Source organism: Rhizomicrobium sp. (assembly GCA_037200045.1).
Lineage (GTDB): Bacteria > Pseudomonadota > Alphaproteobacteria > Micropepsales > Micropepsaceae > Rhizomicrobium.
Genome location: JBBCHM010000002.1, coordinates 1,397,377 through 1,418,894, shown reverse-complemented (window position 1 = coordinate 1,418,894; position 21,518 = coordinate 1,397,377). Strand labels below are relative to the sequence as shown.

27 protein-coding genes are annotated in these 21,518 nt (G+C 66.7%); 12 read left to right on the top strand and 15 right to left on the bottom strand.

The features are described 5' to 3' along the window. Positions 1 to 34: 34 nt before the first annotated feature. Together WDM86_22125 and WDM86_22120 are read left to right on the top strand one after the other, a co-directional pair. Complete coding sequence (locus WDM86_22125; protein ID MEI9992718.1) at positions 35 to 661, top strand: SOS response-associated peptidase; 627 nt, start codon at positions 35 to 37, stop codon at positions 659 to 661. Continuing rightward, on the top strand, positions 661 to 1,191 hold the full coding sequence (locus WDM86_22120) for a DUF6886 family protein (GenBank protein MEI9992717.1): 531 nt from the start codon (positions 661 to 663) through the stop codon (positions 1,189 to 1,191). The genes WDM86_22125 and WDM86_22120 overlap by 1 nt, the downstream gene beginning before the upstream one ends. Here the strand turns inward: WDM86_22120 and WDM86_22115 are convergent. From WDM86_22115 to WDM86_22105, 3 genes are all read right to left on the bottom strand, one after another. Then, the gene (locus WDM86_22115; GenBank protein ID MEI9992716.1) at positions 1,151 to 1,561 is read right to left on the bottom strand and encodes a hypothetical protein; all 411 of its coding nucleotides are present in this window, start codon (positions 1,559 to 1,561) and stop codon (positions 1,151 to 1,153) included. The genes WDM86_22120 and WDM86_22115 overlap by 41 nt on opposite strands. Positions 1,562 to 1,701: 140 nt before the next feature. Next, positions 1,702 to 2,112 carry a Zn-ribbon domain-containing OB-fold protein gene (locus tag WDM86_22110; protein MEI9992715.1) on the bottom strand — a complete coding sequence of 137 codons (411 nt, stop codon included), beginning with the start codon at positions 2,110 to 2,112 and terminating at the stop codon, positions 1,702 to 1,704. 4 nt (positions 2,113 to 2,116) lie between these two features. Further along, on the bottom strand, positions 2,117 to 3,289 hold the full coding sequence (locus WDM86_22105; protein MEI9992714.1) for a thiolase domain-containing protein: 1,173 nt from the start codon (positions 3,287 to 3,289) through the stop codon (positions 2,117 to 2,119). Positions 3,290 to 3,503: 214 nt separating this feature from the next. Here WDM86_22105 and WDM86_22100 point away from each other — a divergent pair, with 214 nt between their 5' ends. Next, the gene (locus WDM86_22100) at positions 3,504 to 4,487 is read left to right on the top strand and encodes an aldo/keto reductase (GenBank protein MEI9992713.1); all 984 of its coding nucleotides are present in this window, start codon (positions 3,504 to 3,506) and stop codon (positions 4,485 to 4,487) included. Positions 4,488 to 4,522: 35 nt separating this feature from the next. Here the strand turns inward: WDM86_22100 and WDM86_22095 are convergent, their stop codons facing one another. Together WDM86_22095 and WDM86_22090 are read right to left on the bottom strand one after the other, a co-directional pair. After that, the gene (locus WDM86_22095; GenBank protein MEI9992712.1) at positions 4,523 to 5,944 is read right to left on the bottom strand and encodes an efflux transporter outer membrane subunit; all 1,422 of its coding nucleotides are present in this window, start codon (positions 5,942 to 5,944) and stop codon (positions 4,523 to 4,525) included. A 342-nt stretch (positions 5,945 to 6,286) separates the two neighbouring features. Next, the gene (locus WDM86_22090) at positions 6,287 to 6,850 is read right to left on the bottom strand and encodes a hypothetical protein (protein MEI9992711.1); all 564 of its coding nucleotides are present in this window, start codon (positions 6,848 to 6,850) and stop codon (positions 6,287 to 6,289) included. A 111-nt stretch (positions 6,851 to 6,961) separates the two neighbouring features. Here WDM86_22090 and WDM86_22085 point away from each other — a divergent pair, with 111 nt between their 5' ends. From WDM86_22085 to WDM86_22075, 3 genes are all read left to right on the top strand, one after another. After that, positions 6,962 to 7,303, top strand: coding sequence for a DMT family protein (locus WDM86_22085; protein ID MEI9992710.1), 342 nt, complete (start codon positions 6,962 to 6,964; stop codon positions 7,301 to 7,303). A gap of 91 nt (positions 7,304 to 7,394) precedes the next feature. Further along, positions 7,395 to 8,198, top strand: coding sequence for a DUF2975 domain-containing protein (locus tag WDM86_22080; GenBank protein ID MEI9992709.1), 804 nt, complete (start codon positions 7,395 to 7,397; stop codon positions 8,196 to 8,198). A 2-nt stretch (positions 8,199 to 8,200) separates the two neighbouring features. Further along, complete coding sequence (locus tag WDM86_22075; protein MEI9992708.1) at positions 8,201 to 8,452, top strand: helix-turn-helix transcriptional regulator; 252 nt, start codon at positions 8,201 to 8,203, stop codon at positions 8,450 to 8,452. Positions 8,453 to 8,626: 174 nt separating this feature from the next. On the opposite strand, the gene WDM86_22070 is transcribed toward WDM86_22075, so the two are convergent. Next, entirely contained in the window at positions 8,627 to 9,067 is a 441-nt protein-coding gene (locus WDM86_22070; protein ID MEI9992707.1) for a hypothetical protein, read from the bottom strand. Between the two features lie 146 nt (positions 9,068 to 9,213). Here WDM86_22070 and WDM86_22065 point away from each other — a divergent pair, with 146 nt between their 5' ends. The 3 genes from WDM86_22065 (at position 9,214) to WDM86_22055 (ending at position 11,828) form a co-directional block, all read left to right on the top strand. Beyond that, positions 9,214 to 10,431, top strand: a complete 1,218-nt coding sequence (locus WDM86_22065; GenBank protein MEI9992706.1) for a pyridoxal phosphate-dependent aminotransferase — start codon at positions 9,214 to 9,216, stop codon at positions 10,429 to 10,431. Positions 10,432 to 10,522: 91 nt separating this feature from the next. Next, positions 10,523 to 11,317 (top strand): CPBP family intramembrane glutamic endopeptidase, encoded by a 795-nt coding sequence (locus WDM86_22060; GenBank protein ID MEI9992705.1) that lies wholly within the window; start codon positions 10,523 to 10,525, stop codon positions 11,315 to 11,317. Between the two features lie 7 nt (positions 11,318 to 11,324). After that, positions 11,325 to 11,828, top strand: coding sequence for a hypothetical protein (locus tag WDM86_22055; GenBank protein MEI9992704.1), 504 nt, complete (start codon positions 11,325 to 11,327; stop codon positions 11,826 to 11,828). 6 nt (positions 11,829 to 11,834) lie between these two features. Here the strand turns inward: WDM86_22055 and WDM86_22050 are convergent, their stop codons facing one another. Then, entirely contained in the window at positions 11,835 to 12,302 is a 468-nt protein-coding gene (locus WDM86_22050; protein ID MEI9992703.1) for a CVNH domain-containing protein, read from the bottom strand. Between the two features lie 292 nt (positions 12,303 to 12,594). Here WDM86_22050 and WDM86_22045 point away from each other — a divergent pair, with 292 nt between their 5' ends. Next, positions 12,595 to 14,631, top strand: coding sequence for an elongation factor G (locus WDM86_22045; GenBank protein ID MEI9992702.1), 2,037 nt, complete (start codon positions 12,595 to 12,597; stop codon positions 14,629 to 14,631). Between the two features lie 100 nt (positions 14,632 to 14,731). Then, positions 14,732 to 15,283 (top strand): HdeD family acid-resistance protein, encoded by a 552-nt coding sequence (locus WDM86_22040; GenBank protein ID MEI9992701.1) that lies wholly within the window; start codon positions 14,732 to 14,734, stop codon positions 15,281 to 15,283. On the opposite strand, the gene WDM86_22035 is transcribed toward WDM86_22040, so the two are convergent. The 8 genes from WDM86_22035 to trxB form a co-directional block, all read right to left on the bottom strand. After that, positions 15,280 to 15,744 carry a pyridoxamine 5'-phosphate oxidase family protein gene (locus WDM86_22035; protein MEI9992700.1) on the bottom strand — a complete coding sequence of 155 codons (465 nt, stop codon included), beginning with the start codon at positions 15,742 to 15,744 and terminating at the stop codon, positions 15,280 to 15,282. The two genes, WDM86_22040 and WDM86_22035, sit on opposite strands and share 4 nt — an antisense overlap. 68 nt (positions 15,745 to 15,812) lie before the next feature. Then, positions 15,813 to 16,385 carry a hypothetical protein gene (locus WDM86_22030; GenBank protein ID MEI9992699.1) on the bottom strand — a complete coding sequence of 191 codons (573 nt, stop codon included), beginning with the start codon at positions 16,383 to 16,385 and terminating at the stop codon, positions 15,813 to 15,815. Continuing rightward, a complete protein-coding gene (locus WDM86_22025) occupies positions 16,385 to 17,149 on the bottom strand; it encodes a TPM domain-containing protein (GenBank protein ID MEI9992698.1) in 765 nt (254 codons plus the stop codon). Before WDM86_22025 ends, WDM86_22030 begins: the two co-directional genes overlap by 1 nt. Positions 17,150 to 17,151: 2 nt before the next feature. Beyond that, complete coding sequence (locus tag WDM86_22020) at positions 17,152 to 17,754, bottom strand: LemA family protein (protein ID MEI9992697.1); 603 nt, start codon at positions 17,752 to 17,754, stop codon at positions 17,152 to 17,154. A gap of 251 nt (positions 17,755 to 18,005) precedes the next feature. After that, positions 18,006 to 18,521 (bottom strand): GNAT family N-acetyltransferase, encoded by a 516-nt coding sequence (locus tag WDM86_22015; GenBank protein ID MEI9992696.1) that lies wholly within the window; start codon positions 18,519 to 18,521, stop codon positions 18,006 to 18,008. Then, a complete protein-coding gene (locus WDM86_22010; protein MEI9992695.1) occupies positions 18,512 to 18,790 on the bottom strand; it encodes a DUF1778 domain-containing protein in 279 nt (92 codons plus the stop codon). The genes WDM86_22015 and WDM86_22010 overlap by 10 nt, the downstream gene beginning before the upstream one ends. 59 nt (positions 18,791 to 18,849) lie before the next feature. Further along, positions 18,850 to 19,740 (bottom strand): LysR family transcriptional regulator, encoded by an 891-nt coding sequence (locus tag WDM86_22005; protein ID MEI9992694.1) that lies wholly within the window; start codon positions 19,738 to 19,740, stop codon positions 18,850 to 18,852. A 69-nt stretch (positions 19,741 to 19,809) separates the two neighbouring features. Then, positions 19,810 to 20,745, bottom strand: coding sequence for a thioredoxin-disulfide reductase (gene trxB, locus WDM86_22000; GenBank protein ID MEI9992693.1), 936 nt, complete (start codon positions 20,743 to 20,745; stop codon positions 19,810 to 19,812). Between the two features lie 289 nt (positions 20,746 to 21,034). Here trxB and WDM86_21995 point away from each other — a divergent pair, with 289 nt between their 5' ends. Then, entirely contained in the window at positions 21,035 to 21,514 is a 480-nt protein-coding gene (locus WDM86_21995; protein ID MEI9992692.1) for an Lrp/AsnC family transcriptional regulator, read from the top strand. Positions 21,515 to 21,518 lie beyond the last annotated feature (4 nt).

The window sequence follows — 21,518 nt, the reverse complement described above, 5'->3', positions numbered from 1 at the left end:
GCTAAGGGAAAGGCGATTCCGGGCTGTTACGCAAATGTGCGGAAAGTTCACGCAAGGCTTGAACGACGCGGAGGACGAACGCGCCGCCTCGCAGACCGTCACGCCGATGCGGTTCGCGGACGTGCTCAGGCGCGGCGCGAACGGGGCGCGCGAGACGGTGCGCATGCGCTGGGGCTTCGTTCCCGCCGGCGCGCCGGACCAGGCGGAATACGGCACGAAATTCATCCACGCCCGCGCCGAGACCATCGAGGTCAAGCCGACCTTCCGCGACGCGTTCCATCGCCGCCGCGGACTGGTGATCGTGGACTCCTTCAACGAAGGCAAGGAGATCACGCCGAAGAAGACCGAACAGTATGTCGTCACGCCGCGCGGCCGGCGCACGCTCGCCATCGCCGTCATCTGGGAACGCTGGGGTGGGTCGGGACCGGTGGCGCTGGAGACTTTCGCCATGGTGACGACGCCGCCCAGCGCGCTGATCGCGACCATCACGGACCGCATGCCGGCCGTGATCGACGATGGCGACTGGGGTAAATGGCTGGGCGAGGCGACGGTGGACGAATTGAAGGCGATCCTGAAGCCGTCGGACCTGCCGATGGACATGGCGAAAGCCGACAAGCCGCCGCCACCGCCCAGGCCGAACGATCAGCCGGAGCTGTTTTGATGTCCGCCGCGCTTCTCCACTTCTCCGAAGACCCCAACATCGCCGTCTTTCGCCCGCATGTGCCAGCCTCGTCGCCGGACAACCCGCCCCTGGTCTGGGCGGTGGACGAAGACCATGCGCCGGGCTTCTGGTTCCCGCGGGCCTGTGCGCGCGCCTGCTGCTGGTCCGCCGGCAAGCCGCTGACGGAGATCGGCCGCACGCTGCTCGGCATGGGGGCGAATACGCGGATGCATGCGATCGAGAGCGGCTGGCTGGAACGGATGCGCGCCTGCCGCGTCTATGTCTACCGCTTCGATCCGGCGCCGTTCGCGATCCACAAGGTGCCGGAGGCCGGATACTACGCGGCGGAAGAGGCGGTGACGCCGCTGTCGGTCGAGCCGGTCGGCGATCTGCTCGCGCTGCACGCCGCGGCCGGGATCGAGCTGCGCATCGTGCCGAATCTGTGGCCGGTGATCGACGCCATCGCCGCCTCGGGCCTCGAATACTCGATCATCCGGAAGGCGAACGCGTTGCCGCGCGCCAGCTCATGAGCAGCGTGGCGATGCCGAGGCCGAGCGAGGAGGCGTTGATCCACGCCTCGGCGATCATCGCGCCGGATTTCGGCAACAGGGCGTAAAGGCCGTGCTCGACATTGAAGGTGATGTCCATCGCCGCGAGATAGATCAGCGCGCTCCCTGCCATCAGGCCGAATAGCGCGCCGTTCCTCGTGCCGCGCCACAGCCCGATGCCGGCGCGCAGCATGCAGATCGCCATCCAGCCATCGGCGACGGGGAAGGCATCCTCGAAGGCGCCGTACCAATAGTCGGGCAGCACGCGGACATCGCCGGCGATGAAGTAGTTCGCCCAATAGGCGAGGGTGACGATGGCGCCGAGGATCAACAGTGTTGCTAGGATTTTCATCTGCCGCCCCCCACCAAGTTGTCATGGCCCGCGAATGCGGGCCACCCAGGTGAAAACGGTATCACGCCCGCTAGTGGGGTGCAGACGTCAACTGGGTCCCCCGCATTCGCGGAGGATGACACCGGTGCGGGGAATGGCGTTTACGCCAGCGTGAAGAACGGCACCGGGGCGCCGCCATCGCTCGGCTTCCATACCAGCCTCACGGCCGCGTCGATTGCGATCTTCGCGAAGTCGCAATCGACGATGTTGGTCAGGATGCGCGGACCCTCCGCCAGCTCGACGAAGGCGATGGTGTAAGGCCCGGTCGGCGAGCGGTACATGACCGAATAGGAATAGACCGTCGCCGCGCCGCTGGCCTCGCGCCACTCGACCCGATCCGAAAAGCAGAACGGGCAGAAGCTGCGCGGATAGTAATGCGGCTCGCCGCAGGCGAGGCACCAGCCATAGAGCAGCTTGCCGTCCTCGGCGGCCTTCCAGAATTTCTCCGTCTCGGTGTTGACGGCGGGTGCGGCGATCTTGCGCGTAGCGGGGGCGGGCTTGGTCTCCGACATCGTCCTACTCCCGTTCCAGGATCAGCGTCGCCGAACCGTGGCGTGTGCCGAGCGAACCGCCCGTGCCGTGCGCGATGGCGAGATCGCAATTCTTCACCTGCACCTTGGGATGGGCTTCGCCGCGCAATTGGCGCACCGCCTCGATCACCTTGGTGATGCCGCCGCGATTGGTCGGATGGTTGTTGCAGAGTCCTCCACCGTCCGTATTGAAGGGCAGCTTGCCGACGCCGGAAATGAGATTGCCGTCGGCGACGAAGGCGCCGCCCTTGCCCTTGGCGCAGAAGCCGAGATCCTCGAGCTGCATCAGGACGGTGATCGTGAAGCTGTCGTAGATCGAGGCGTATTTGATGTCGGCGGGCGTCACGCCGGCCTCGGCGAAGGCCTTGGGCCCGCTCCACGCCGCGCCGGAGAAGGTGAGATCGACCTTGCCGCCATAGGTGCCCTTGGGCGCCTCGCCCGCGCCGATCACTTTCACCCGCGGCCGGTTCAGCCGCCTGGCGACCTCCGGGCTGGTCACGATCAGCGCGCCGCCGCCATCGGTGACGACGCAGCAATCGAGCCGATGCAGCGGCGTGGCGATCATCGGCGAGTTCACCACGTCTTCCACCGTCACGACGTCTTTCAGGAAGGCATGCGGGTTCCACTGCGCGTGATGGCTCGCGGCGACCTTGATCCAGGCGAGCTGCTCGCTGGTCGTGCCGAATTCGTGCATGTGGCGCACCGCGCACATGCCGTAGGTGTTGTGCGTCGTGCCGCCATAGGGATTCTCGAAACCGGCTTCCGGCGCCGCCGCGAAGCCGCTGCTGCCGCGCGGTCCGCCGCCGGGCGGCGAGGTGCGCGGCTTGCCGGCCAGCGTGATCAGCGCCACCGAGCATTTGCCCGCCGCGATCGCTTCGGCCGCATGGCCGACATGCAGGATGTAGGACGACCCGCCGGTCTCGGTGGAATCGACATGGCGGAGCTTGCGCAGGCCCAGATAGTCCGCCATCGACAGGGCGCCGAAGCCCGGCGCGTCGCCGGCGCAGAAATAGCCGTCGATGTCGTCCTTGGTCAGGCCGGCATCGGCGAGGGCGCCGCGCATGCATTCGGCGTGAAGCTGCGGCGTCGATTTGTCGGGGGCTTCGCGCGTCGGATGCTCGAACGCGCCCATGACATAGGCCTTGCCCTTGATGCTCATCTGTCGATTCCGGAAAATAGCGGTGCCCATGGCTCTACAAGCGGCGCCGCCTTGAATCAATCCGAGGCGCCTTGCGCCGCGATTGTCGCAGGCGCCCGCGGGTGGGTTCCCCTCCCGTTGCGGCAATCGGCTCTAAGGCGCGGAGCCGGATTTCCGGTTTCCGTCGGCGCGAGATCGTCCTAGTCTTGCCGGGGGCGGCAAGGAAGGAATTCGCATGGAAACGACCCGTCTCGGCAAATCCGGTCTCAAGGTTTCTCGCATCTGCCTCGGCACGATGACCTATGGATCGCCCAACTGGCGCGACTGGGTCCTGGGCGAGGAAGAGGCGCGGCCCTTCATCAAGCGCGCGCTGGAGGCCGGCATCAATTTCTTCGATACCGCCGACGTCTATTCGATCGGCCGCAGCGAGGAGGTGGTCGGCAAGGCGCTCAAGGATTTCGCCAAGCGCGACGACATCGTGCTCGCGACCAAGGTCTGCGGCCCAATGAGCGACGACATCAACGACCGCGGCCTGTCGCGCAAGCACATCCTGACGGGCATCGACAACTCGCTGCGCCGGCTCGGCACCGACTATGTCGACCTCTACCAGATCCACCGGTTCGATCCGACGACGCCGATCGAGGAAACGGTCGAGGCGCTGAACGACGTCGTCCGCTCCGGCAAGGCGCGCTATATCGGCGCGTCCTCGATGTTCGCCTGGCAGTTCTCCAAATATCTGCACATCCAGGAGAAGACCGGCGCCGCGAAGTTCGTGTCGATGCAGAATTTCTACAACCTCGTCTACCGCGAGGAGGAGCGCGAGGTTTTGCCGCTCTGCCGCGACGCCGGCATCGGCGTGATCCCGTGGAGCCCGCTGGCGCGCGGCTTCCTGGCCGGCAACCGCGGCCGCGACGGCGCGGCGCAGACGACGCGCGCCAAGTCGGACGCGAACATCCTGACGCCGAGCGCGTTCCTGGAAAGCGACTACGACATCCGCGACCGCGTCGATGCGCTGGCGAAGGAGAAGGGCGTGAGCGCGGCGCAGATCGCGCTCGCCTGGCTGCTGCATCAGCCGGTCGTCACCGCGCCGATCGTCGGCGCCTCGAAGATGAAGCATCTCGACGACGCGATCGCCGCGGTCGAGGTGAAGCTGACGGCCGACGAGGTGAAGGCGCTGTCGAAGGGCTACCAGACGCGGCCGATCATCGGGCACCAGTGAGAACTTACCTCTCCCGCAAGCGGGAGAGGTTATTATTACAACGGGCTCCAGCCGGCGTCCGGCGCCGCGTTCGGGTCGGTCGCGACCGTCCAGCCGCCGCCGAGCGAACGGTAGAGCGACACGCCCGCCTGCAGCCGCGCCAGCTTGACCTGCACGAGCTGATCCTGCGCGGTGAACAGCGTCTGCTGCGTCTGCAGCACGGTCAGAAGATCGGTCACGCCCTCGCGATATTGCAGCTCGGAGATGCGATAGGCTTCCTGCGCGTTGGTCACTTCGTCGGTGAGGAAGCCTTCCTGGTCGGTCAGCGCCTTGACTTGGCCGATCGAGCTCTCGACGTCGCTGAGCGCGCTGAACACCGCCTTGCGGTAATCGACCAGCAGCTCGGTCTGCTGCGCCTTGGCCAGATCGCTTTCCGAGCTCAGCCTGCCGCCGTCGAAGATAGTCTGCAGCAGCGAGGCGCCGATGCTCCACGCCAGGCTCGACGGGTTGAACAATTGCGTGATGCCGCCGGACAGCCCGATCTGCGGCAGGAACGCGGCGCGCGCGGCGTCGACATTGGCATGGGCGGCATAGAGCTGCGCCTCGGCCTGGGCGACGTCCGGCCGGCGCTCGAGCAGGGCGGAGGGCAGGCCCGGCTTCACCGGCGGCGCCAGGATGCCGTCCAGGTTCACCGCCTTGACGTCGAAGCCTTCGGGCGCGCGGCCCAAAAGGATCGCGAGCGCGTAGCGCGCCTCGCGTTCCTGTTCTTCAAGCTGCGGGATGGCGGCCTCTTCGCCGGCCAACTGGGCCTTCTGCTGCGCCAGCTCCAGGTTGGACGACACGCCGTTCGTCACCTTCGCCTCGGTGATCGTCAGGATGCGCTTGGCGGCGTCGATGTTCTGCTGGGCGATCGCGACGCGCTCGCGCAGCGCGAGCACGTCCATATAGGTGTTGGCGACGTCGGCGGTGATGGTCAGCGCCACGGTCTGCTGTGCATAGCGGGCCGCGAGCTCGGACTGCTCGGCCGCGCGCAATTCGTCGCGGTTGAGGCCCCACAGATCGACTTCATAGCTCGCCTGGGCGCCGATGCCGAAGGTGTTGCTGGAATTGCCGCCCGGCACGCCCTTGACGTTGGTTCCGTTCCGCGTGGCCTGGCCGGTCCCGCTCAGCGTCGGGAACAGGGCCGAGCCGGCGATGCCGGTATTGGCCTGTGCCTGCACGACGCGCGCGGCCGCGGCCAGAAGGTCGAGATTCTCCGCCTGCGCGGTGGTCTCCAGGGCGGGAAGTTCCGGGGCGTTGAAGCCGGTCCACCAGGCGGTGGTCGGCCAAACCGGGGCGTTCGCGGTGTCGGGCGTGGTCGGCGCGGTGAAGCCGGGGGGAAGGTCGCCCTGCTTCAGGGGAACCGGCGGCGGCGTGGAACAGCCAGCGGCGACGAGCGCCAGGACGGCCAGCGACGAAGAACGCATCAGAAATTTCATGGAGTCTCTCTAAATCGGTCCCCGGGACCCTCTACATAGTTGCCCGAAACCGGGACGCAAGCAGTACACCCGCACCAAGGCCCGCGACAATCACGATCTCTGCCGGGAAAACGCGGGCGGCCGGACCGAATGCCTCGACTTGGGGGCGTCTCAGCCGGTCCAGCCGCCCTTCGACCGTGTCCGGACTGGAGCGCCTTTAGGACACGGGCAAAATCACACACGGTGACGACACTATTGTGCAATCGCAAGAGAAACGGGGAAAGCCGCGATTTGTAACGCAGTGTCGCCCGGGCGGTGCACGGCGGGCGCTCGCGAAACAATAATCGGCAATCCGGCGCGCGTTCAGGTTCCGCTTGGCTTTTCGACGATCTTGAAGCGCTTCAATTGGTCGCTCGCCAGGGTGAAATCCGGCGCGACCGCCAGGGCCTGGCGGTAATCGTCATAGGCGGCCTGCAAGTTGCCGAGCGCCTCGTCGGCGATCGCGCGGTCGAAATAGGCGTTCTGCGGCTGTTTCGTGCCCAGCGCCAAGCCCTTGTTGATATTGGCGATCGCCTCGGCGAAGCGCTTATGCGCGATCTGCGTCGCGCCCAGATCGATATAGCCCTCGCCCATCTTGTCGTTGATCGCCAGGCCGGCCGTGAAATCGTCGGCCGCCGAATCGTATTTGGCCATCGCCATCTTCAGCACGCCGCGATTGACATAGGTCGCGGCGCGGTCCGCGTCGTTCAGCCCGCTGCCCAGCGCTATGTTGCAGTAGAGGAGGAAATCTTCCGGCCTGGAGCCGCTCTCGGCGCCCTGGTAGCAGAACTGCGCCGGCCCGCCGCCGACCACGGAAACCGCGGCCTCGGCCGACGGCGCGGCGAACAGCGCGGCAAGGGCCGCGGCGAGCGCGATGTGGGCGTTCATGGCTGCCTCCACGCAGTGAACCCTGCCATCATGCCACTTGTGCGTGCCGTCCGTCCACGGCGGGAATGGCGCGCGAGCATGCGTTTTGGCGTTTCTCCGCGAGGGCGATCCATGACCTGGTCGACGATCTATCCGATCCTGCTTTTGTGCGTCTCCAATGTTTTCATGACCTTCGCCTGGTACGGGCAGCTGCGCTTCCCCACGACGCCGGTGTGGCTTCTGGTGCTCGCCGGCTGGGGCATCGCGTTCTTCGAATATTGCTTCGCGGTCCCGGCCAATCATTTCGGCCAGCGCGTCTATTCGCCGGTCCAGCTCAAGACCATCCAGGAGATCGTCACCCTGATCGTGTTCGCGATCTTCTCGATCACCTATCTGGGCGAGGCGATTCGCTGGAACCATGCGGCGGCCTTCGCCTGCCTGGCGCTGGCGGCCTATTTTTCGTTCCTGAAGTGACGGCGACGTAATATCGATAATCGATAAATATTTATTGACAATCGTCGCGAACGCGGCGAGGTTTCCCACGCCGTCCTAGAGGGGAACATCCATGTCGCCGTTTCACTGGGCCACCGCGGAGCGTGCCAGCCGGCTCCTGCGTCTTCTGATTCTCGTGCTTCTCGTCCTGGTGCCGCTCGCCGCGATCTATGCGCTCAGCGTCGGCGGCGCCGGCCGCGATGTGATGTATCTGCGGGACGAGGACGGCATCCTGCGACTGCACGCGGATGCGCCGGGCACGCGCCATGAGGTGATCGTCCAATGCGCCACGACGAACGGGAATCGCAAATGCACGCGCACCGAGCGCGACCTGAAGCCGGGCGAGCAGCCCGACACGCCGAAGACCCAGCTTCCGGCGCCGCCGCAGCACAGCGGCTTCATCAAGGCCGATTTCTCCGTCGCGGGCGATCCCGAGCTCGATCCGGCGGCGCAGGTCGTGCCGTTGCCGCCGCAACTGGTCGTGCGCAGCCGCGTCGACGCGCCGCCGCCGGGCGCGGGCGATGTCGCGCTGTCGGTGCTGTCGCTGCTGTTCGTGCTCGGCATCCTGTTCAACATCGAGCGGCTGCTGAAAGCGTTCGAGCAGGGCTCGGTCTTCGCCGAGGCCACCGTGCGCCGGCTCCAGCTTGTCGGGCTGTCCGTGGCCGCGCTCGGTTTCCTGCCGCAGGTCGACATCTTCGCGCTGCTGCGCAACGCGGCGCTGTCGCTGGTCGGCCCGGACCCTGTCGGTCCGCTGCCGCTGGTGGCGGGCGGCGGGATCAACATCGCGATGGTGCTCGCCGGCGTGTTCACCGTGCTGATCGCGCGCATCGTGCACGAGGCGAACGCGCTCGCCGAAGACGTGCGCGGCACGGTTTAGCCATGGGAATCGTGGTCAATCTCGACATCATGCTGGCGCGGCGGAAGATGAAGCTGACCGACCTGTCGGCGGCGGTCGACATCTCGCTGGCCAATCTGTCGATCCTGAAGACGGGACGGGCGCGGGCGATCCGCTTCTCGACGCTGGAATCGCTCTGCCGCGTCCTTGACTGCCAGCCGGGCGATATCCTGGAGTACCAGCCGGAGGAGGCGGCGGAACCCAAGCGGCCGCTGTTGCGAGCGGTGCGGCGGTAGTGGTCAGAATCGGAAAGGCCCACCCGCTGTCATCCGCCGCGAGTTCGTAGCGACAGCGTACGAACGGCGGACCCAGGTGAAATCTGCGCCGCCGGTGCAAACGTCAACTGGGTGCCCCGCATTCGCGGGGCATGACAGCTTTATTTATTTGCGCGCGGGCGCGCCTTTGGTGCCCTAACGCCCCCACGGATTGTCCGTGAAGTCGCCGACCGGGTGCAGCGGGATCTTCAGCGCCGGCTGCGTGCCGATATAGACGTAGAGCGTCATCGTCTTGGTCGTCGCGTCCCATTCGATCTGCGGCGCGATGCCGCCGGGCTTGCGGAAGGTCGTGCCGTCGAAATCCATCGGCCGGGGCGCCACCTCGCCCCAGGCGCCGGCCAGCCGGGCGCTCATATTCTGGCGCATCGCCGCGCGGTCGTCCTCGCTCGCGATGCCGGTGTCGACCACGTCGGGCGCGCTCACCCGCACGGTGCCGTCGGTCTCGATCTCCAGCCGCGCCGCGACGAAGGTCGTGCCGTCGTCGAACGCGCCCTCCCAGCGGCCCGCCGGCGGCGGGTTCCTGGAACAGGACGCAAGAAGCAGGGCGGCGAACAGGAGCGCGAGCAGCGGACGCATGACGCCTCACGACGAATCGGCGGCACAAGAATATTCCCATTTCGGACCGGCGAAACGCTCATACCGGCCCGGCGGCGGTTCTTTGTCCTTGGCGCGGCGGGCAAGGATTGATAGGTCAACGCCTCGCTCGTGAAAGTCGGATCGCCATGCCGCCCCTGCCCAAAGGCTTCCTCGCCGAATCGCTCCAGCGCATCCAGCCCTCGCCGACCATCGCGGCGTCGCAGAAGGCGCGCGACCTGAAGGCGGCGGGCCGCGACATTATCGGCCTGGCCATGGGCGAGCCCGACCACGACACGCCGGACAACATCAAGGAAGCGGCCATCGCCGCCATCCGCCGCGGCGAGACCAAATACACCGCGGTCGAGGGCATCCCCGAACTGCGCGCCGCGATCGTCAAGAAATTCAAGCGCGAGAACAATCTCGACTATGCGATCGCGCAGACCTTCGTTTCGCCCGGCGGCAAGGCGATCGTGTTCAACGCGCTCTTGGCGACGCTGAACCCGGGCGACGAGGCGATCTGCGTCGCGCCCTATTGGGTGTCCTATCCCGACATCGTGCTCTTGGCCGGCGGCACGCCGGTGATCGTCGAGACCCGGCTGGAAGATGGCTTCCGCCTGACGCCGGCGGCGCTGGAAGCGGCGATCACGCCCAAGACCAAATGGCTGGTCTTCAACCAGCCGTCCAACCCGACGGGGGCCTGCTACACGCGCGAGCAGCTCAAGGCGCTGACCGACGTGCTGCTGCGCCATCCCCAGGTCTGGATCCTGACCGACGACATGTACGAGCATCTGGTCTATGGCGGGTTCAAGTTCTCGACCATCGCCGAGGTCGAGCCCGGCCTCTACGACCGCACGCTGACGATGAACGGCGTGTCGAAGGCCTATTCGATGACCGGCTGGCGCATCGGCTATTGCGGCGGGCCGGAGCCCTTGATCAAGGCGATGGCCAAGCTGCAATCGCAGTCGGCGTCGAACGCCGCGTCGATCTCGCAATGGGCGAGCGTGGAGGCGCTGAACGGGCCGCAGGATTTCATCCCGAAATTCCAGAAGATCTTCGAGGAGCGCCGCGACCTCGTGGTCTCGATGCTGAACCAGGCGGCCGGGATCGAGTGTCCCAAGCCCGAGGGCGCGTTCTACGTCTATCCCTCGGTGCGCAAGCTGATCGGCAAGAAGACGCCGGAGGGCAAGACCATCGCGACCGACGAGGACTTCGCCGTCGCGCTGCTGGAGAGCGAGGGCGTGGCCGTGGTGCACGGCGCGGCGTTCGGCCTGTCGCCGTTCTTCCGCATCTCCTACGCGACCTCGACCAAGTCCCTGGAAGAAGCCTGCCGCCGCATCCAGCGGTTCTGCGCGAGCCTGCGGTAGGCCGTCCATTTCCCTTCCTTCCGTGGCATTCCTGCGATAGCGCCGCCGCGCCCGTCCGCTAAGCTGGCGCCTGGCGGGTGGGAGAGCGCGGATGGCCGACGAGCGCGATGGCACGTGGCGGCGATACGAATTCGTGCGATGGACCGACGTGACCGTGCCGGTCGAGGCCGCCCTGGTCTGGCTGGGACTCGCGATCATCGCCTTCGCGGTCGCCCTGCCGATCCTGGCCAGCGCCGGCGTGTCGAGCGCCCAGGTCTCGCGCGATCTGCCCGCGCTGCTGCGCCAGCCGGTGGCGGCGCAGCTCATCACCGCGACCTCGGACCTCGTTCTGGTGTTCTTCCTGTGGCGGATCGCGCGGCGCGTCGCCGACCGCGCGATGGTGGCGCGCTATCGCGCCGTCCCTGGCTGGGTCCTGCTGCTCGCGGCGCTGGGCGGCGCGGCGTTCGCGGTGCTGACGACCGTCGCGCTGGTGCAGCTCTACCAGCGCGGCCTCTACAAGCCGCACGACCATCCGAACGAGCGCATGTTCGCGCCGGGCCCGGCGTTCCAGTTCCCCGTCATCCTCTTCACCGTCGCGGCCGTCGCGCCCTTCGTGGAGGAGTTCTATTTCCGCGGCATCGTGCTGAGCTGGCTGTGCCGTAAGCTCCATGTCGTGCTTGCCGTCTTCGCCAGCGCCGCGATCTTTGCGCTGCTGCATTTCCGCTTCCTGACGCAGCCCGGCATCGAGGGATGGATGCTGACCGGGCTGATCGGCATGGTCGGCGTCGTCAACGCGACGCTGGCGCTGCGCACCCGCTCGCTGTGGCCGCCCTTTGCTTTTCACGCCGCCTATAACGGCACCCTGGCGGGCGTGACGATCGTGCCGTTCCTTATGGCGGGTCATTGAGGGCGCCATGGCGGCTCAGCGAAGCTGCGGCGAATGCACGGTGTGCTGCACCGCGCTCGCCATCGAGACCGCCGCGCTGCGCAAGGCGCCGGGCGTCGCCTGCGTTCATTGCACGGCGTCGGGCTGCGGCATCTACCTGACGCGCTATCCGATCTGCCGGAGCTATTTCTGCGGCTGGTTCGGCCTGCCGGAGCTCGGCGAGGACTGGCGGCCGGATCGCAGCGGCATCCTCATCTCGCCCCACGACGCGGGACAAAGCGAGGGCATCGAGTTCCTCGTGCTGGGCGGCGAACCCGCGATCCGCCGGCCGGCGTTCCTCACCGTCCTGACCGCGGTGCTGCGCGGCGGCACGCCGGTCTTCCTCGCCGTGCCGGGGCCCGCGGGCCATTATCCCGCGCGCCTGCGCCTAAACGATGCGCTGTCGCGCATCGCGCCGGAACGCCATGGCGACGCGCTGGCCGGCGCGCTGAAGGCCGCGAAGGGACACCGGTTCGAACCGATGGCGCCTTAGCGCCGCTCAATACCGCCCGCGCGTGCAGACCAGCCTGCCGTCGAAATTCGCGATGCGGCCGTCGCAGTCATAGGCGCCGTCGAGCGAGGTCCAGCGCCAGCTTGCGTCGCGCCGCTGGCAGGTCGCCTGCAGCGTGTAGCCGTCCATGCGGATGTTGCGGCAGGTCTCTCGATAGGAACCGCGCGGGCCGACGTCGTAATCGCGGCCGCGGTCGCGCCAGCCGCGCCGGCTGCATTCGAGCTGTCCGTTGTCGTTGGCGATGTGCCCGTCGCAGTCGCCGGCATTGTCGAGCCAGGTGTTGCGCCAGGATCCGTCGCGGCGCTGGCAGCTCGCGGTCAGCATGTCGCCGTCGAAATCGACATGGCGGCAGGTCGCCTCGTAGGAGCCGCTCGGCGTCCAGCGCGCCTGCGCGCCCGGCGCGAAAGCGAGAAAGGCCGCGGCGACGGCGGCGAAGCCGAGGGTCGATGGTTTCATGCAAATCTCCAATCGCACCGCGACAGACTATTGCGCAAGACGCGTTCGCACCTGCGGTATGCCGGTTCATATTACCGGGATTTGTGAACGGTGACACCTTGCCTTCGCCCGGTGGCGGCGCGAGCATCGCGCCATCGAAGTGGGGCGCGTGACGCGACCCGAAGACTCGGGATGCACGCCCGCCGCGCCCAGGAGCGCAACGTCAGTTGCGCGACCAAAGAAAGGTCGCGCAACGTCAGTTGCGCGACCAAGGAAGGGACCTGCCAGCAGCAGGCCCGCAGGAGGCGCTTAAATGTCAGGACAACATACCAGCGGCAGAGAACCACGCGCCGTGGCCGTGGTGGGACCTTATGGCAGCGGCAAGACCACGCTGCTGGAGAGCATCCTTTCCGTCACGGGCGCGGTGCAGCGAAAAGGCCAGGTGGCGCAGAAGAACACGGTGGGCGATTGCAGTCCCGAGGCGCGCGCCCGCCAGATGAGCGTCGAGGTCAATTGCGCGACGACGCGCTATCTCGACCAGGGTTTCACCTTCCTCGATTGCCCCGGCTCGATCGAATTCCTGTCGGACGCGCTGAACGTGCTGCCGGGCGTCGACGCCGCGATCGTGGTGTGCGAACCGGAGCCGGCCAAGCTGCAGATGCTGCAGCCCTATCTGAAGCGGCTCGCCGACCTGAAGATCCCGCATATCCTGTTCGTCAACAAGATCGACAAGGCGAGCGGCTCGCTGCGCGCGCTGCTGACGATGCTGCAGGACGCGAGCGAGATGCCGCTGCTGCTGCGCCAGATTCCGATCTGGGAGAACGATGTCGTGACCGGCTTCGTCGATCTGGCGCTCGAACGCGCCTATGTCTACCGCCCGCACGACGCCAGCGAGATCGTCGACATCGCCGACAAGGACAGCGAGAAGCGGGCGCGCTTCGCGATGCTGGAAAAGCTCGCCGACTATGACGAGCACCTGATGGAGGAACTGCTGCTCGACGTCGAGCCGCCGAAGGAGGAAGTGTTCGGCGATCTGGCGAAGGAATTGGCGCAGGGCCTCGTCGTGCCGGTGCTGCTCGGCTCGGCGGAAGGCGATAACGGCATCCGCCGTCTCCTGAAGGCGCTGCGCCACGAAGTGCCGCCGGTTTCGGCGGCGGCCAAGCGGCTGGGGCTCGAAACCAACGGCGATGCGGTGGTGCAAATCCTCAAGACCTATCATTCGAGCCATGGCGGCAAGCTGAGCCTGGCGCGCGTGCTATCCGGCACGCTGAAGGACGGCGCGCTCTTGCGCCGCGCCGATGGCGGCGAGGCGCGGGTCGGCGGCATCTTCGCCCTGAAGGGCGAGGCGCAGACCAAGCTTGCCGAAGCGCAGGCCGGCGACATCGTCGCGCTCGGCCGCCTCGAAGGCGTCGTCACCGGCGAGACGCTGGCCACGGGCAAGACGAAACTGCCGAAGGCCCTGATCGAACGGCTCACGCCGGTCTATCGCCTCGCCATCGAAGCGAGCGACCGCAAGGACGAGGTCAAGCTCACCTCCGCCATCGCGAAATTGCGCGAGGAGGATCCGTCGCTGATCTTCGACCAGAACGCCGAGCTTCAGGAGATGGCGCTGGTCGGCCAGGGCGAGATCCATCTGAAGGTCGCGGTCGAGAAGCTGCAGAGCAAATACGGCCTCAAGCTCAGGGTTCGTGCCCCCCGCATCCCCTACAAGGAGACCATCCGCAAGGGCGTGGCGCAGCATGGCCGCCACAAGCGCCAGAGCGGCGGCCACGGCCAGTTCGGCGACGTGCATCTCGACATCCGGCCCTTGCCGCGCGGCGCGGGTTTCGTGTTCGAGGACAAGATCAAGGGCGGCGTGGTGCCGCGCCAGTGGATCCCCTCGGTCGAGAAGGGCGTCGTCGATTATCTCAAGAGCGGACCGCTCGGCTTTCCGGTGGTCGATGTCGCCGTGGCGCTGACCGACGGATCGTACCACGCGGTCGATTCCTCCGATGCCGCGTTCCAGACCGCGGCGCGCATCGCGATGACGGAGGGCATGCCGAACTGCGCACCGGTGCTGCTCGAATCCATCATGCATGTGAAGATCCACGTGCCGAGCGAGGCGACGGCGAAGGTCAATGCGGTGGTCAGCGGACGGCGCGGCCAGCTCATGGGCTTCGACGCACGGCCGGGCTGGAAGGGCTGGGACACGGTGGAGGCGCAGATGCCGCAGTCGGAGCTCTCCGACCTGATCATCGACCTGCGCTCTTTGACGCAGGGCGTGGGTACGTTCGAAACGGCGTTCGACCATTTGGCCGAACTGACCGGCAAGCTCGCCGACCAGGTCGTGGCGACGGCCAAGGCGGCGTGAGAGGGGGCGCGGAGCGGCCAGGGCAGGGCCGCTCCGCCGTCTATCCGCTGTCACGCGCGGGCGCTAGTCTTGCCGCGATGTTCACAGCAAGGATTTGATCATGACCGATACGAACACAGAGACGCCCTTCCACGGCCGCGTGCGCGGCGCTTCGGGCCGGCTGCTCTGGCTCGGCCTGGCGCTATCTCTGCTGGGGATCGCGGCGATCGTCTTTCCGATGGCCTCCACGCTCGTCGCGGCGCTGGTTGTCGGCTGGACGCTTCTGTTCGGCGGCGCGCTGATCTTCGTCGGATCGTTCTCGATCCACGGCACCGGTCCGTTCTTCGGCGCGCTGCTCACCGGCCTGCTGTCGCTCGCCGCCGGCGTGTTCATCCTGTTCAGCCCGCTCGCCGGCGCCGTCGCGCTGACGCTGCTGCTGGGCTTCCTGTTCATGTTCCAGGGCGCGTTCGAGATCTTCTTCGCCTTCGAGCTGCGGCCGCTGCCCGGCTGGTGGAGCATGCTGCTGTCGGGACTGGCGAGTGCCTTCCTGGCGATCGTCATCGCGGCGGGCTGGCCGGAGGTCTCGACGATCGCGCTCGGCATCCTGCTGGGGGTGAACTTCCTCAGCACGGGTCTCGGCTACATCTTCGTGTCGCGGGCGCTGAAGCCTTAGGCCGTCGCGGCCGCGCCGAGCTCCACAAGCTCGGTGTGGCCGAAGCCCTTGGTGTAATCGAGGACCGACACCACGGTGAGCGTCACGCGGAACATCGCCATCTCGCCGGCGCCTTCCGGCGGCACGGCGGACATCACTTGCGGGAATTTCGCGAGCATGACTTGTCCGAAACGCGCCAGCTCGGCGGGATCGGTGATCCGCGTGGCGAGGCCGGCCGCCGAGATGCCCTCGATATGGTTCCAATCGGCGTAGGGCAGATTGATGGTCAGCGAAACCTTGTTGTTCTTCGCGAGGTTGCGCGCCTTCTGCGAAGCGGCGCCGGTGCCGAAATAGATCGCCAGCCCGTCGCCGGCATAGGACACCGTCACCGCCTGCGGCCAACCATCGGGCCGGACCGTTGCGATCGTCATGTCGTTGCCGGACGCGATGATGCGGCGGATCCGGTCGGTGAGCGCGGACATGACCGGTCTCCGAATGGACGGCGCAGGCTCTCAGTCGCGCGGCGCGGCGGCATTGCGCGCGATCAAACTTACTTCGGGAAATGCTGGGCCAGGTGCGCGCCGCAGGCCGCGATCGCGGTTTCGAGGCCGTCCGCGATCCGGCCGGTCTTCGCCGTCGCCGTGAACGCCGCGACGATGGCGTTCCATTTGTCCTGGCCGATCCGGCGGTCCAGCGCGTCGTCGGTGACGAGTTCGACATAGCGCTCGCCCAGCGAGGCGAACACCACCATGCCCAGCTTGCGCTCGTGCGCCGCCAGGATGCGGGCGGCATAGGCGCGATGCGCGAACTGGCGCGCCCGCTCGTGCTTCAGCCGGCGCGGCACCAGCAACAGCTTGAGCGGCGGCCATTCCAGCGCCACCGAGGACAGCACGAAGACGACGGCCTCGATCGCGAAGGCATCGCCCAGCGGCAGGCCGGGGCGGACCGCCGCCAGGAGGCCGCCGACGATCAGCGCGGCGAAGGCGCCATAGGCAACGGGATAGAGCGCGTAGCGGTCGCTGACCGGCACGATCAGAAGCTCGAAGCGCGCCGAGGTCTTGGCGCGCACGGCATCGACCGCCTTCGCCAAGCGCGCGTTCTCCTCGGGGTTCAGCTTCGCCATCACCAGTGCCCCGAGGCGCCGCCGCCGCCGAACGAGCCGCCGCCGCCGGAGAACCCTCCACCGCTGCCGCCGCTCCAACCGCCGCCACCGCCCCAGCCGCCGCCGCGCCCGCCGCCCAGGCCGCCGAGGAAGAACAGCGGCCAGAGGAAGCGCCCGAAGACGAGCCACAGCACGATGATGATGACGATGATGGGGATGTGGAATCCGCCGCCGCCGTCGTCGCTCGCGTCGCGCTGCAGCGACTGGAAATCCTGGGGGGGCGAGGTCGACGGCTTGCCGCCCAGCGCCTGCAGCGTGACCAGCGTGCCGTTCAGCACGCCTGTGTCGTAATCGCCCTTGCGGAAGGCGGGCAGCATCACGTTCTGCACGATCAGCACGCTCTGCGCGTCGGTCAGCGTGCCTTCCAGGCCGTAGCCGACCTCGATCCGCACGTCGTGGGTGCTCGGCGAGACGATGATGAGGGCGCCGTTGTTGCGGCCCTTCTGGCCGATGCCCCAGGCGCGGCCGAGCTGGTAGCCGTAATCCTCGATCGTGGTGCCGCGCAGCGATTTGAGCGTCGCGACCACGACCTGGTTGCCGGTCTGTTTCTCGTGCTCGGCCAGGAGCGCGGTGAGCTTTTCCCGCGTGTCGTCCGAAAGGACGGCCGCCTCGTCCACCACGCGCCCGGTCAGCGGCGGGAAGTCGAGCGCCGCTGCCCGCGCCGCCACCGCCAGGAAGGCGAGGGCGGCGAGCGCGACCGCGAAGACCCGCGAGCCGAGGCGCATGGTCAGAACTGCACGGTCGGCGTGGACTGGTTCTTCTCCGAAGTGGTGAACACCTCGCGCGGCTTGGCGTCGGGATAGAAGATCGCCGCCACCCAGCGCGACGGGATGGTGCGCAGCGTGGTGTTGTAGCGCTGCACCGCGTCGATGTAATCCTTGCGCGCCACGGTGATGCGGTTCTCCGTGCCTTCGAGCTGCGCCTGCAGCGCCAGGAAGTTCTGGTTCGACTTCAGGTCGGGATAGTTCTCGCTCACCGCCAGGAGGCGGCCGAGCGCGCCGGAGATCGCGGCCTGGTTCTGCTCGAACTCGTGGAATTTCTCGGGATTGGTGAGGATGTCGGACGGGATCGTCATCTGGGTCGCATGGGCGCGCGCCTCGGTGACTTCGCGCAGCACGGTCTCTTCCTGCTTGGCATAGCCCTTGACGGTCGCGACCAGGTTGGGGATCAGATCGGCGCGGCGCTGGTACTGGTTCTGCACCTCGCTCCAGGCCGCCTTCACCTGCTCGTCCTGGGTCGGCACGTCGTTGATGCCGCAGGCCGTAAGGCCGAACAAAACGAGGCCGAGCGCCAGGAAGCGGCCGGCGTATTTCATGACGGTCGAAGACATGGATTTCATCTCCCTCGCAAAGCTGACGACATCAGGAACAGGCGTTTACGCCTTAAGTATTGTGCCCGGTCAACATTTTCAAAAAAAACGCCGGGGAAGCTTTCGCGGCCCCGGCGTCAGTGTGCTTGGGATGCGCAGGGCCCGAAGGCCCCGCGCCGGTCAAGTGCTTTGGGGGCACAAAACCGCGCCGCCGGCCGCATTTGGGGGGATGGCCGGCAGCGTCATTGGAAGTAGGTGCGGTTTTGGACGGTTCAAGGGGGTGGTTTCAGGCCGGCGCGCAAATCCGCCAGGGTCACCATCAAGAGCCTGGGATCGAGTGGCGATACTTCGAAACCCTGCCGTTCATAAAAGGTCGTAGCCTCGTCGGATATGGCGTGAACGATCATGCCCCTGATTCCGATGTAATCGGCGGCGCGCATCACGCGCAGTGCCGCGTCGCGAACGAGCAGCGATCCGAAGCCCGACCCATGAAGCCTTCTCGCTATCGCGAGACGCGCGAGCACGGCCACGGGGACCGGTTCAGGCATATTTCGCCGGAAGCGGCCAGTGACGCCGGCCGTCTCGATTGCGCCGGACGCGAGTGCGAAATAGCCCACAACGCGGCGGCTTTCGCAGAGAACGAAGGTGCGGGAAGCGCCGCTCGCCTGATTGGCGCGCGCGCGCCGCCGCAACCAATCGTCCAGAGACGGGACACCGCAATCGAAGCCTTCGATCTCGTGATCGCCATCGAGCGGCTCCGGAGATGTCGGTATGGCCCCTATTCCCAAGGCGGGCGTTTCGCCAGCATCTTGCGCAGGCGTGCATTCGGCTTGGGAGGTGCATCCAGCCGCTTGACGAACTCGGCATAGGCCTCGGGACTGACTCGGAACAAGGTTCGCTCGAGAAGCGCCTCTTCCGCGGCGCGTCTTGCGGCTTCGAGGATGAAGTCCGTGCGGGTCTTTCCCGTTGCCTCGGCGGCGCGGTCGATCAATCCGCGCTCGGAGGCGCGAATGCGGATGTTCAGCGTCTCGCGACGCTTGGGCTCATGAACGGTCATCGGCCGATCCTCCGAGGGTCACCCTACCATGGCCGTAATGTCGTTGTCATTACAAAGAATCAGAACTTCCAGTCCTTCGACGCCTTGACCAGGAAGTCCCGGAACGCGCCGACGCGCTTGGATTGCCGCAAGGCGTCCGCGTAGACCAGATGCACGTCGAAGCTCGGGCCCGGCACGTCGGGCAACACGCGGATCAGGTGCGGCCGGTTGGCGGCGACATAATCCGGCACCGCGGAGATGCCGAGGCCGGCTTCCGTCGCGCACAATATGCCGGTGACGTTGTTGATGCGCACCGTGCGGCCCTTGCCGTTCATGCGCCGCCGCGTCTGGTCGAGCAGCCAGTTGATCTCGCGGATCTCGGGCGCCGCGGTCTCGCCATAGGAGATGACCGTGTGGTCGGCGATCTCGTCGAGCGTGCGCGGCGTGCCGTACTTATCCAGATATTCCTTCGTCGCGTACATGTGGTAATGCACGGTGAAGAGCTTGCGTTGGATGAGGTCGGCCTGCACCGGGGCGCGCATGCGGATGGCGATGTCGGCCTCGCGCTGCGCCAGATCGAGTTCGCGATCCTCCATCACGAGATGCACCTCGACTTCGGTGTATTCCTTCAGGAAGTCGTCGAGCCGCGGCACCAGCCAATAGGTGCCGATGCCGTGGCTGGAGGTGATCTTGAGCGCGCCGCGCGGCGCCTCGCGCACGTTCTTGAGCGCCTCCTCGGCCTGGGCGAGGCGGGTCAGCACGTCGCTGACCGCGGCGTAGAGCATCTCGCCCTCGTCGGTCAGCGTCAGGCCGCGGGCGTGGCGCTGGAACAGGGGCGTGGTGATCTCTTCTTCCAAGGCGCTGATCTGGCGGCTGACGGCGGACTGGCTGAGCGTCAGCATCTGGCCGGCATGGGTGAAGCTGCCCGCCGAGGCGACCGCGTGAAAGATGCGAAGCTTGTCCCAGTCCATCTTCGTTACCTTATTCGGGCCGGCGGGCCCTAGCTACATAGTTCAATGCAAAGTTCGTGACGCATAATTTCAGTGCCCGCCGGCGAGGAAGCGCTCGGCTTCCAGCGCCGCCATGCAGCCCATGCCGGCCGCCGTCACGGCCTGGCGGAAAATCTTGTCCTTCACGTCGCCCGCGGCGAACACGCCGGCGACGCTGGTGTGGGTCGAATCGGGCGCGGTCTTGATGTAGCCCGCCTCGTCCATCTCCAGCTTGCCCTTGAACAGTTCGGTCGCCGGCGAATGGCCGATGGCGATGAAGAGGCCGTCCACCGCGAGATCGTGGATCGAGCCGGTGATCGTGTTGCGCAGCTTGACGCCGGTGACGCCTTTCGGGTTCTCGCCACCCAGGACATTGACGACCTCGGTGTCGAACAGGCATTCGATCTTGGGGTTCGCCAGCACGCGGGTCTGGTTGGTCATGTCGGCGCGGAAACTGTCGCGGCGGTGGATCAGCGTGACCTTCTCGGCGAAATTGGTCAGAAACAGCGCTTCCTCGGTCGCGGTATTGCCGCCGCCGACCACGGCGACGTTCTTGCCGCGGAAGAAGAAGCCGTCGCAGGTCGCGCAGGCGCTGACGCCGAAGCCCTGGTATTTGCTCTCCGACGGCAGGCCCAGCCAGTTGGCGCTGGCGCCGGTGGCGATGATCAGCGTGTCGGCGGTGTAGTCGGTGCCGCTGTCTCCCTTGAGCCGGAACGGCCGGCGGGTGAGATCGACGCCGGCGATCGTGTCCTGGACCATCTTGGTGCCGAGATGGGCGGCCTGCGCCTGCATCTGCTCCATCAGCCAGGGGCCCTGGATCGCGTCGGCGAAGCCGGGATAGTTCTCGACCTCGGTGGTGATGGTGAGCTGGCCGCCCGGCTGGATGCCGGCGATCAAGGTCGGCTCCAGCATGGCGCGCGCGGCATAGACCGCGGCGGTGCAACCGGCCGGGCCGCTGCCGAGGATGACGACTTTGGAATGGGACATGACCGCTCCGACTCGGCGGGGAGCCGGACGCCGAGGGCGCGCCGGCCGCCTGGCCACGCCCCGAAAGCCCATCGCCCCTTGGCTGAGACTTCTCATATCGGAAGGCCGGCCCGAAAGGTCAAGCAGGCCGAATTGCAGTTTTGTGGCAGGGATTTGGCCGGCCCCGCGGCACTTTTGCAAAAGCGACATGGCGAATCGGGACGGGAACTTGCGCTACAGAAATATTATTGCGCTGGACGGGCGAGAAGGGTTAAATGCCGCCCGTTTCCATTCAGTCGAAGGTCCTGCCGTGGAGCATCACAAGCTCGATTCCATCGATATGCGCATTCTGTCCGAACTTCAGGCGAATGGCCGCATCACCAATGTCGAACTGTCCCGCCGGGCGAAGATTACCGCGCCGCCATGCTTGCGCCGGATGCGGGCCTTGGAGAAGACCGGATTCATCCAGGGCTATCACGCCGATCTTGACGCCAAGGCACTGGGCTTCGAGGTGACGGCTTATGTCTTCGTGCGGCTCTCCAGCCAGCACGACACGGACCTGAAGCACTTCGAGGAACGGGTGCGTTCCTGGCCGGCGGTGCGCGAGTGCTACATGCTGTCGGGCGAGGTGGATTTCCTGCTGAAATGCGTGGCGACCGACCTTTCCAGCTTTCAGCGTTTCGTGACCGAGACGCTGACGGCGGAGAAGAACGTCGCCAGCGTGAAGAGCTCGCTGGTGATCCATTCGAGCAAGAACGAAGCCGGCGTCCCGTTGGAAGTGCGCGCCTGATCGC

Excerpts from the sequence above, each read along its gene's own strand:
- WDM86_22025 (MEI9992698.1), bottom strand. The coding sequence starts at position 17,149 with ATGCGCCTCGGCTCGCGGGTCTTCGCGGTCGCGCTCGCCGCCCTCGCC.
- WDM86_22035 (MEI9992700.1), bottom strand. The coding sequence starts at position 15,744 with ATGTCCGCGCTCACCGACCGGATCCGCCGCATCATCGCGTCCGGCAAC.
- WDM86_22080 (MEI9992709.1), top strand. The coding sequence starts at position 7,395 with ATGTCGCCGTTTCACTGGGCCACCGCGGAGCGTGCCAGCCGGCTCCTG.
- WDM86_22030 (MEI9992699.1), bottom strand. The coding sequence starts at position 16,385 with ATGGCGAAGCTGAACCCCGAGGAGAACGCGCGCTTGGCGAAGGCGGTC.
- WDM86_22105 (MEI9992714.1), bottom strand. The coding sequence starts at position 3,289 with ATGAGCATCAAGGGCAAGGCCTATGTCATGGGCGCGTTCGAGCATCCG.
- WDM86_22040 (MEI9992701.1), top strand. The coding sequence starts at position 14,732 with ATGACCGATACGAACACAGAGACGCCCTTCCACGGCCGCGTGCGCGGC.
- WDM86_22055 (MEI9992704.1), top strand. The coding sequence starts at position 11,325 with ATGGCGGCTCAGCGAAGCTGCGGCGAATGCACGGTGTGCTGCACCGCG.
- WDM86_22075 (MEI9992708.1), top strand. The coding sequence starts at position 8,201 with ATGGGAATCGTGGTCAATCTCGACATCATGCTGGCGCGGCGGAAGATG.
- WDM86_22100 (MEI9992713.1), top strand. The coding sequence starts at position 3,504 with ATGGAAACGACCCGTCTCGGCAAATCCGGTCTCAAGGTTTCTCGCATC.
- WDM86_22115 (MEI9992716.1), bottom strand. The coding sequence starts at position 1,561 with ATGAAAATCCTAGCAACACTGTTGATCCTCGGCGCCATCGTCACCCTC.
- WDM86_22090 (MEI9992711.1), bottom strand. The coding sequence starts at position 6,850 with ATGAACGCCCACATCGCGCTCGCCGCGGCCCTTGCCGCGCTGTTCGCC.
- WDM86_22050 (MEI9992703.1), bottom strand. The coding sequence starts at position 12,302 with ATGAAACCATCGACCCTCGGCTTCGCCGCCGTCGCCGCGGCCTTTCTC.
- WDM86_22005 (MEI9992694.1), bottom strand. The coding sequence starts at position 19,740 with ATGGACTGGGACAAGCTTCGCATCTTTCACGCGGTCGCCTCGGCGGGC.
- trxB (MEI9992693.1), bottom strand. The coding sequence starts at position 20,745 with ATGTCCCATTCCAAAGTCGTCATCCTCGGCAGCGGCCCGGCCGGTTGC.
- WDM86_22045 (MEI9992702.1), top strand. The coding sequence starts at position 12,595 with ATGTCAGGACAACATACCAGCGGCAGAGAACCACGCGCCGTGGCCGTG.
- WDM86_22060 (MEI9992705.1), top strand. The coding sequence starts at position 10,523 with ATGGCCGACGAGCGCGATGGCACGTGGCGGCGATACGAATTCGTGCGA.
- WDM86_22095 (MEI9992712.1), bottom strand. The coding sequence starts at position 5,944 with ATGAAATTTCTGATGCGTTCTTCGTCGCTGGCCGTCCTGGCGCTCGTC.
- WDM86_22120 (MEI9992717.1), top strand. The coding sequence starts at position 661 with ATGTCCGCCGCGCTTCTCCACTTCTCCGAAGACCCCAACATCGCCGTC.
- WDM86_22110 (MEI9992715.1), bottom strand. The coding sequence starts at position 2,112 with ATGTCGGAGACCAAGCCCGCCCCCGCTACGCGCAAGATCGCCGCACCC.
- WDM86_22125 (MEI9992718.1), top strand. The coding sequence starts at position 35 with ATGTGCGGAAAGTTCACGCAAGGCTTGAACGACGCGGAGGACGAACGC.
- WDM86_22020 (MEI9992697.1), bottom strand. The coding sequence starts at position 17,754 with ATGTCTTCGACCGTCATGAAATACGCCGGCCGCTTCCTGGCGCTCGGC.
- WDM86_22065 (MEI9992706.1), top strand. The coding sequence starts at position 9,214 with ATGCCGCCCCTGCCCAAAGGCTTCCTCGCCGAATCGCTCCAGCGCATC.
- WDM86_22085 (MEI9992710.1), top strand. The coding sequence starts at position 6,962 with ATGACCTGGTCGACGATCTATCCGATCCTGCTTTTGTGCGTCTCCAAT.
- WDM86_22070 (MEI9992707.1), bottom strand. The coding sequence starts at position 9,067 with ATGCGTCCGCTGCTCGCGCTCCTGTTCGCCGCCCTGCTTCTTGCGTCC.
- WDM86_22010 (MEI9992695.1), bottom strand. The coding sequence starts at position 18,790 with ATGACCGTTCATGAGCCCAAGCGTCGCGAGACGCTGAACATCCGCATT.